This window comes from Actinoplanes sp. ATCC 53533 (assembly GCF_003947245.1).
In genome coordinates, this window is record NZ_QHHV01000294.1 from 1 (window position 1) to 9,343 (window position 9,343).

A 9,343-nucleotide genomic window follows, 5' to 3' on the forward strand; every position below is an offset into this window, starting at 1 on the left:
CACGCTTCTTCGAGAGGATCAGGCGGCCTTCCTTGTCCTCCTTGGTGAGGACGAGGGCTTCGATGTGGTCACCGACCGACACCACTTCCGCGGGGTCCACGTCGTGCTTGATCGACAACTCGCGCGAGGGGATGACGCCCTCGGTCTTGTAGCCGATGTCGAGCAGGACCTCGTCCCGATCGACCTTGACGACGGTGCCTTCGACAATGTCGCCGTCGTTGAAGTACTTGATGGTCTCGTCGATAGCTGCGAGGAATGCTTCCTCCGAGCCGAGATCGTCGACGGTGACCCTGTTGGCGCTCGAGGTGGCCTCGATGCTGCTCGTCATGTGGACTGTTGCTCCGAACGGATGGTGTCGTGGTGTCTCTCGCGCCCCGCGGAACTGACGGCGGACACAGCACGAACATCCGGTGATCACGACAACTGAGGTCAGATCAAGCGAGCAGAATCATGCTGGGACCGACGACTTGCGGAACCTGCTCCCTGCCGAGGCACACGATCCGCGAGTGCATCGACTAGCTTACCGTGCGCATTACCACAGGTTGCAAGGCCTCCTGATGACCGAGGCACATTGTTCCGGCGAAACCCGACGCGACGCTCGTTATGTGCCATTTTGAACGCTCAGCGAGCCGTCCGGCGGCCGCCGCGGCAAAGTGTCGTACGGTCCCCGTACCGTTTGGCCGTGATCGAAGCGCAACCAACCACCCACGCCGGCACCCTGCGCCGGGCGGTGACCGACGACGAGAGCCGGGTCGCCAGCCGGCACTGGTGGGACCTGGACGCCGACGACTACCAGGACGAGCACGGGTCGTTCCTGGGCGACGTGGACTTCATCTGGTGCCCGGAGGGCCTGCGCGAGGCTGACGCGCGACTGCTGGGCGAGGTGCGCGGCAAACGGATCCTGGAGCTGGGCGCGGGCGCCGCGGCCGGGGCCCGCTGGCTGGACGGACAGGGCGCCGACCCGGTCGCGCTGGATCTCTCGGCGGGCATGCTGCGGCACGCGAGCGAGGCGGCCACCCGTTCGGGGGTACGGGTGCCGCTGGTCCAGGCGGACGCCCTGGCGCTGCCGTTCGCGACGTCCTCGTTCGACGTGGTCTGCACGGCGTTCGGGGCGATCCCGTTCGTGGCGGACTCCGGCGCGGTGATGAGCGAGGTGGCCCGGGTGCTCAAGCCCGGGGGCAAGTGGGTGTTCTCACTCACACACCCGATGCGGTGGATCTTTCTCGACGAGCCGGGCGAGGACGGCCTGCTGGCGGTCCACCCCTACTTCGACCGCCGGCCGTACGTGGAACAGGACGCCGACGGCGTGCCGAGCTACGTCGAGCAGCACCGCACGATCGGCGACCGGATCCGCGAGTTGGTCGCGGCGGGATTCGTGCTGACCGACCTGATCGAGCCGGAATGGCCGGCGGGCCACGAGCAGATCTGGGGCCAGTGGAGCCCACTGCGCGGCAAGCTGTTCCCGGGCACCGCGATCTTCGTAAGCCACTTGCCGGCCTAGCCGGGTCGACGAGGGCCGTAACGGTGATCGGGCCGGCTCCGCACCAACGCTCAACGACATCGGCCTGTCGCGAGGCGGCCGGGACTCCGGTGGGGCGACGTGCTGGACCACGGAGACTTCCGGTCAGATCCGGAGCCCGCCGCATGATCGAATCACCGCTCCCCGACGAACTCGGGCCACGGCCCCCGGAAGGAGAAGGCGTCAGCCCTGCCGTCGCCACCCGACGCGGAATGCGGCGGCGAACGAGAGCCCCGGCAAGACTCCGCCGACAACCAGGGCCTTCGGAGGAGGGTGTGGAAACACCCGCACAGACGTGAGCCGCATGACGGGACGCCGGAGAAGCCACCCGCCACCACGGGAGCGTCGGGATGGGGAGTTGGGCCCGTCCCGGGCAGGAGAGGCTCTCTAGCGTCCACCAAGCCGGGGCGCGACAGCCAGTCGCGGTGGCGGCCGGTAGCGGCCATGGTCGGGCGGTGGCGGTCGGGACAGCCGGTGGTCGGGGGTCGGTGGCGGCAGCCGGTGATCGCGGTCGCAACAGCCGGCGATCGAGCCGGGACGGCCGATGGTCGGAGTCGGTGGCCGTCGCGACAACCGGCGATCGCAGTCGCAGCAGCCGGCGATCGAGCCGGGACGGCCGATGGTCGGAGTCGGTGGCGGTCGCAGCAGCCGGCGATCGCGATCGCGGCAGCCGGTGGTCGGAGTCGGGGCGGCCGGGGCGGCCGGTGATCGTGATCGGGGCAGCCGGTTGGTCAGAGTCGGTGGCCGTCGCGGCAGCCGGTGATCGCGGTCGGTGGTGCCGCCGGACGGGGACTGACGATCAGCCCGGGATGGGCCACCGTCCGGCGGCCTTGGCGCGGTCAGGCCGCCGCGGCGAGGCTGCTCACGTCCAGCAGGCCGCCCAAGAGGGCAACCGCGGCCGGCACGAGCCGGTAGTAGACCCAGGTGCCGCGCCGGTCGCTGTCGACCAGGCCGGCTTCGCGCAGGACCTTGAGGTGGTGGGAGATCGTCGGGCCGGTCAGCTTGAACGAGCCGGTGAGGTCGCAGACGCACACCTCGCCACCGCCCGCCGACGCGATCATCGACAGCAGCCGCAGCCGCACCGGATCACCCAGCGCCTTGAACATCGGCGCGAAGACACGCGCCTGGTCGGCGTCGAGCGGCCGGCGGACGACGGGCGCCCAAGCACTGGACGACGATGTCATCTCGGTCAGAGAACTCGGCATCAGCCCACCCTTGCAAACCGAAGCAAGTCTCGGATTCGAGCAACCGGCCGGCGACTGCACACGGCCAGCTGCCGGTAGCACAAAGCCAGAACGCGGTACGCAGCAACGGATTCCCCGTCGACCCGCCCGCCCAGACGTGCCGGTCCGCCCGCTACGGATTCCGAGGTGGACGGAGCAGCTGAAGCCGCTAAAGACATCGAGGATGCCCTCTAGATCCCCACGAACAGCACAAAGAGGCAAGCACACGGGCGAGAAACCCAACGCGAGAAATATGGCCTGAGTCACACATTCCCCGCAGCCCGCCGGAGGCCGACACGACTGACGTCTTCGACGAAGCAAGGAAGACGGGCGGGCGAGCGCTCTTCAAAAGGCGCAAGGCCGCGAAACAGCCAGGCCCGCGAAACACCCAGGCCCATAAGACATCCAGGCCCGCAAGACACCCAGACCCGCAAGACACCCAGACCGACGGTGACAGCAGAGACTGCGGCTCCTCACACACCGCCACCATGCGGGTGGAGACACCCGTCCAGGAGACGAGCCGCAGGAATGCGAGACCTGGGACTCACCCGATTCACCCGAACGCCCGAGATGCTTGATCAAGGCCTTGGCGCGGGGTGACAGCTGGAATTCTTGCGGCGGCTCGGTGGTCGGCCGCCGCTCGCACTAGGAACACCGCCGGGCACGGCAACCGAACGACCGTCGAAGAAGTAGCCGGGCGGTGCGGTCCGGGCACGAACTGCCGATCGGCACTGCCAGCGGTCCGCGCCGCCGGGCCAACGGGCAGGCCGGGCAGGCGGGCAGGCCGGGCAGGCCGGGCAGGCGGGCAGGCCGGGCAGGCGGGCAGGCGGGCAGGCGGGCAGGCCGGGCAGGCCGGGCAGGCGGGCAGGCGGGCAGGCGGGCAGGCCGGGCAGGCCGGGCAGGCCGGGGACTACGTGAATGSCSAACGTTACGCAGAAGCAGCGACCACGACGGGCTTGGGGGCGGGGATGACCCACGCAGGGATCAAGCCTGACCGCCCGGAGTGGGTTATCCCCGCCCCCAAGCCCACCATGCAACCAGAGCGGGCCCCGCCCCCGAGCCCACCATGCAACCAGAGCCGGCCCCACCCCAAGCCTCCACGCCGCCAGAGCGGGCCCCGCCCCGAGCCCTCCACGCGCCACCAGAGCAGGCTTACCCCGAGCCCCATGGCAACCAGAGCAGGTCCCGCCCCGAGCCCTTCCACGCCATCACAGCGGGCCCGATCCACGTCCGCCGTGAGTCCGTCATGCGATCAAGGCCCCGAAGCCCGCCGCGCAACCGTGCAGGGGTCAGTGATCGGCGCCGTTCCAGTCCTGGCCGGCGCCCACCGAGACTTCCAGGGGGACCGACAGTGGATAGGCTCCGCCCATCTCGCGGCGGACCAGTGCTTCCAGTGCTTCGCGCTCCCCCGGCGCCACGTCGAAGACCAGTTCGTCGTGGACCTGGAGGAGCATCCGGGAGGTGAGGCCTGCCGTGCGGATGGCTTCGTCGACGCGGAGCATTGCGATCTTGATGATGTCGGCCGCCGAGCCTTGGATCGGGGCGTTCAGGGCCATGCGTTCGGCCATTTCGCGGCGCTGGCGGTTGTCGCTGCTCAGGTCCGGTAGGTAGCGGCGGCGGCCGAGGATCGTGGCCGTGTAGCCGTCCTGGACCGCGCGGCGGACCACGGTGTGCAGGTAGTCGCGGACGCCGCCGAAGCGTTGGAAGTATTCCTCCATCAGGGTGCGGGCTTCGTCCGTCGAGATGGTGAGCTGGTTGGACAGGCCGAAGGCGCCCAGGCCGTACGCGAGGCCGTAGTTCATCGCCTTGATCTTGCGGCGCTGGTCGGGGACCACCTCGTCGACCGGGACGTGGAAGACCGAGGAGGCCGTGGCCGCGTGGAAGTCGGCGCCGGAGTTGAAGGCCGCGATCAGCGCCTCGTCGCCGGACAGGTGCGCCATGATGCGCATCTCGATCTGGCTGTAGTCGACGGTCATCAGCTGCTCGAAGCCCGCGCCGACCACGAACGCGCGGCGGATGCGCCGGCCTTCCTGGGTGCGGATCGGGATGTTCTGCAGGTTGGGGTCCGTTGAGGACAGCCGGCCGGTCGCGGCGACCGTCTGGTTGAAGGTCGTGTGGATGCGGCCGTCGTCGGAGACCGACTTGAGCAGGCCGTCCACTGTCGACTTCAGCTTGGCGACGTCGCGGTGGCGCAGCAGGTGCTCCAGGACCGGGTCACCGGTCTGCGCGAACAGGCTCTGCAGCGCGTCCGCGTCCGTCGTGTAGCCGGACTTGATCTTCTTGGTCTTGGGCAGGCCGCGCTCGGTGAACAGGATCTCCTGCAGCTGCTTGGGCGAGCCGAGGTTGAACTCGCGGCCGACCACCTCGTGCGCCGCCTGCTGCGCCGCCTTGACCTCCGCGGCGAAGTGCGACTCCAGCTCCGAGAGGTATTCGGTGTCGGCGGCGATGCCGACGTGCTCCATCTCGCCCAGCACGATCGCCAGCGGCTGCTCCACCTCGGCGAGCAGGCGCTGCGAGGCGCCGTCGTCGCGGGATAGCTCCTCGGTGATCGTGTCGGCCAGATCGAGCGTGGCGCGGGCGCGGAGCATGACGTTCTGCTCCGCTGTGCCCTCGTCGTCGCCCAGGCCCTCCAGGGTGAGCTGGCCGGTCTCTGGGGCGTCGACGCGCAGCTCGCGCTTGAGATAGCGCAGCGCCAGGTCGGTCAGGTCGTATGCCCGCTGATCTGGCTTGGCCAGGTAGGCCGCCAGGGCGGTGTCGACGCGGACGCCGGCCAGGGCCCAGCCGTGCGCGCGGAAGGCGAGCATGGCCGGCTTGGCCTCGTGGATGACCTTGGGCCGGGTCGGGTCGGCCAGCCACTCGGCGACCGCGCGCCCGTCGGCCTCGTCCAGCGCGGTCGGGTCGAACCACGCGGCCGGGCCGTCGCCGGTGGCGACCGCGATGCCGGTCAGCTCGCCGGTGCCGCGGCCGAACGTGCCGGTGACTGCCACGCCGACCGGGGCCTCGCGGGCGTGCTCGGCCAGCCAGCCGGCCACCTCGCCGGTGGCCAGCACCGCGCCCTCCAGGTCGAAGCCGGACTCCGCCTCGGGCTCGACAGCGTCAAGGTATGAATACAACCGCTCGCGCAGCACCCGGAACTCGAGCGCGTCGAAGACCTGGTGCACGGCCTCGCGGTCCCAGCCGTGCCACTGGACGTCCTCGGGGCGCACCGGCAGCTCGAGGTCGCAGACCAGGGCGTTGAGCTCGTAGTTGCGCATGACGTCGGCCAGGTGGGCGCGCAGGCTCTCACCGGCCTTGCCCTTGATCTCGTCGACGTGCGCGATGACGCCGTCGAGGCCGCCGTACTGATTGATCCACTTGGCCGCGGTCTTGTCGCCCACGCCGGGCACGCCGGACAGGTTGTCGCTGGAGTCGCCGACCAGGGCGGCCTTGTCGCGGTAGCGGCCCGGCGGGACGCCGTATTTGGTCTCGATGGCCTCGGGGGTCATCCGCCAGACCTCGGACACGCCCCGGACCGGGTAGAGGATCGTGACGTGCTCGCCGGCCAGCTGGAACGAGTCCCGGTCGCCGGTGGAGATGACGACCTCCATGCCGGCCTCGCGGGCCTGGCAGGCCAGCGTGCCGATCACGTCGTCGGCCTCGTAGCCGGGTTTCTCCACCACCTGGATGCGCAGCGCCTCGAGGATCTCCTTGATCAGGCTGACCTGGCCCAGGAACGGCTTCGGCGTCTCGGCGCGGCCGGCCTTGTAGTCGGCGTATTTCTCGGTGCGGAACGACACCCGGGAGACGTCGAAGGCGACCACGATGTGCGTGGGCTTCTCGTCTCGCAGCATGTTGATCAGCATCGAGGTGAAGCCGAACACGGCGTTGGTGTGCTGGCCCGTCTGCGTCGAGAAGTTGTCCGCCGGCAGCGCGTGGAAAGCGCGATAGGCCAGCGAGTGCCCATCGAGCAGCAGCAAGCGGGGGGTCTGTGCGTCGTCACTCACGTCGCTGAACTCTAGTCTCGCCGTACGACAAGAACGCCGACCGCCCCGCCTGCTTTATAGCACCTTGCTGAGGAATGCCTTGGTTCGTTCTTGCTGCGGATTGCCGATGACCTCGCGCGGCGGGCCCTGCTCGACCACGACGCCGCCGTCCATGAAGATCAGCGAGTCGCCCACCTCGCGGGCGAAGCCGATCTCGTGGGTCACCACGACCATGGTCATCCCGTCGCGGGCCAGGTCCTTCATCACGTCCAGCACCTCGCCGACGAGCTCCGGGTCGAGCGCGCTGGTGGGCTCGTCGAAGAGCATCAGCTTGGGGCGCATGGCCAGCGCCCGCGCGATCGCCACCCGCTGCTGCTGGCCGCCGGAGAGCTGACTCGGGTAGTTGTCCTTCTTCGTGCCCAGGCCGACCCGGTCGAGCAGCGCCGCCGCCCGGTCCCGGACCTCACCCTTGCCCTCCCGCTTGACCCGGCAGGGTGCCTCCATGACGTTCTGCAGCACCGTCATGTGCGGAAAGAGGTTGAACCGCTGGAACACCATGCCGATGGCCCGGCGCTGCGCGGCGACCTCCTTCTCCTTGAGCTCGTGCAGCTTGCCGCCGCGCTCGCGGTAGCCGATCAGGTCGCCGTCCACGAAGAGCCGGCCGGCGTTGATCTTCTCCAGGTGGTTGATGCAGCGCAGGAACGTCGACTTGCCCGAGCCGGAGGGGCCCAGCACGCAGCAGACCTCGCCGGACTTGACGACCAGGTCGATGCCCTTGAGCACCTCCAGCGAGCCGAAAGACTTGTGCACGTTGTCGGCGCGGACCATTTCGACGGCGTCCGGCCCCGGCGTGGGGTCGGCTGCTGCGGTCGTACCGTCGGGTTTTGTCATGCCTTGCCCCCCTCGGCAGCGGGCAGCGCGCCGCCCTGCTCGGCCGTCAGCCCGCTCAGCCGCATCCGGGCCCGCCCGGCCGTCCCGTAACCGCGGCTGAAGTGCCTTTCCACGAAGAACTGCACGACCATCAGCACGCTGCAAATGATCAGATACCACAGGCACGCCGCGATCAGCACGGGCAGCACGATGAACGTCCGCGAACTGATCGCCTGCAGCTGGAAGAAGAGCTCGAACGTCACGGGCACGAACGCCACCAGCGACGTGTCCTTGACCATCGCGATGGTCTCGTTGCCGGTCGGCGGGACGATCACCCGCATCGCCTGCGGCAGCACGATGCGCCGCAGCACCTGACCGCGCGACAGGCCCAGCGCCGACGCCGCCTCGGACTGGCCCTCGTCCACGGACTGGATGCCGGCCCGGACGATCTCGGCCATGTACGCCGCCTCGGACAGCCCCAGCGCCAGCACGCCGGCCAGGAAGCCGGACAGCAGGTCGGTGGCCTTGATGCTGTAGAACTGCGCGTTCAGGTCGTGGATGCCGAACAGGTTGCCGATCTGCCGGTCGAACGGCAGGCCGAAGCCGATCCGCTCCCACAGGATGCCCAGGTTGCCGAAGAGGATCGCCAGCACCAGCCGGGGCACCGCCCGGAACACCCAGGTGTAGACGAACGCGACACTGGACAGGATCGGGTTGGTCGACAGCCGCATGACCGCCACGACGACGCCCAGCCCGACGCCGATGACCATCGCCAGCACCGTCAGCAGGAGCGTGCCGCGCAGGCCCTCCAGCACCGGGCCGGTGAACATGGCACCGCGCTTGCCCTCGCCCATGCTGACGAAGATGAAGTGCCAGTTGAACCGCTCGTTGGTGAAGATCAGGTGGAGGAACATGGCGGTGAGCACCGCCAGGACCGCGATCGCCACCCAGCGCCCGGGGTGCCGGACGGGCACGGCCTTGATGGCCTCAGGTCGTGCCCGTCCGGACTGTGTCTCCGTCGTCATTGCGCGGGTCAGGAGACCTGCGGGTTGACAGCCGGGTCGGTGATGCCGCCGGCCTCGACGCCCCACTTGGTGAGGATCGTCTTGTACGTGCCGTCGGCGATCAGCGCCTCCAGCGCCAGCTCGATCGCGCTGCCGAAGTCGGTCTGCGCCTTCGGCAGGACATAGCCGTACGGCGCCGAGTCGTAGATGTCGCCGAGCAGGGCCAGCTGGCCGTTGGTCTGCTTCACCGCGTACGCGCCGACCGGCGAGTCCGCCAGCATGGCCTCGTCCTTGCCCGAGACGACCGCGTTGGTGGCGTCGCTCTGGGCCTGGTACTGGTCGATCGTGATCTTCGCCTTGCCGGCGTCGGTGCACTTCTTCGACCGCGCGGTGATGTCGTCGAGCTGCACCGTGCCGACCTGCACGGCGACCTTCTTGCCGCAGGCGTCGTCCGGGTTGATCGTCGCGCCGGCCTTGGCCGCCCACTGCGTGCCCGCGGAGAAGTAGGAGACCATGGTGGCCTCCTTCTCCCGCTCGGCGTTGACGGTGAACGACGAGACGCCGACGTTGTACTTACCCGAGGTCACGCCCGGGATGATCGCGTCGAACTTCGCCGACTGCCACTCCGTGGTCAGGCCCAGCTTCTGCGCGACCGCGTTGAACAGGTCGACGTCGAAACCGATGATCGTCTTACCGTCGGCGTCCAGGTACTCGTTCGGCGCGTACGAGGAGTCCGTACCGATGGTGAGCTTGCCGGCCGCCTTG

General features: G+C 69.2%; 7 protein-coding genes. 1 reads left to right on the forward strand and 6 read right to left on the reverse strand.

Going from position 1 to position 9,343, the window contains the following annotated elements; genetic code table 11:
- The coding region (locus DMB66_RS54170; RefSeq protein ID WP_125811858.1) for a S1 RNA-binding domain-containing protein at positions 1-328 on the reverse strand (328 nt) is incomplete at its 3' end.
- Between the two features lie 354 nt (positions 329-682).
- On the opposite strand from DMB66_RS54170, the gene DMB66_RS54175 reads away from it, so the two are divergent.
- Entirely contained in the window at positions 683-1,501 is an 819-nt protein-coding gene (locus DMB66_RS54175) for a class I SAM-dependent methyltransferase (protein ID WP_233625507.1), read from the forward strand.
- An 857-nt stretch (positions 1,502-2,358) separates the two neighbouring features.
- Here the strand turns inward: DMB66_RS54175 and DMB66_RS54180 are convergent.
- From DMB66_RS54180 to DMB66_RS54200, 5 genes are all read right to left on the reverse strand, one after another.
- The gene (locus DMB66_RS54180; protein WP_370321173.1) at positions 2,359-2,724 is read right to left on the reverse strand and encodes an ArsR/SmtB family transcription factor; all 366 of its coding nucleotides are present in this window, start codon (positions 2,722-2,724) and stop codon (positions 2,359-2,361) included.
- A gap of 1,307 nt (positions 2,725-4,031) precedes the next feature.
- On the reverse strand, positions 4,032-6,725 hold the full coding sequence (polA, locus tag DMB66_RS54185; RefSeq protein ID WP_125811860.1) for a DNA polymerase I: 2,694 nt from the start codon (positions 6,723-6,725) through the stop codon (positions 4,032-4,034).
- A 54-nt stretch (positions 6,726-6,779) separates the two neighbouring features.
- Positions 6,780-7,532 carry an amino acid ABC transporter ATP-binding protein gene (locus tag DMB66_RS54190; RefSeq protein WP_125811863.1) on the reverse strand — a complete coding sequence of 251 codons (753 nt, stop codon included), beginning with the start codon at positions 7,530-7,532 and terminating at the stop codon, positions 6,780-6,782.
- Between the two features lie 59 nt (positions 7,533-7,591).
- A complete protein-coding gene (locus DMB66_RS54195) occupies positions 7,592-8,599 on the reverse strand; it encodes an amino acid ABC transporter permease (protein WP_125811861.1) in 1,008 nt (335 codons plus the stop codon).
- Between the two features lie 8 nt (positions 8,600-8,607).
- Positions 8,608-9,343, reverse strand: a 736-nt coding sequence (locus DMB66_RS54200; RefSeq protein ID WP_148112882.1) for an ABC transporter substrate-binding protein, incomplete at its 5' end; no start/stop codon positions are given.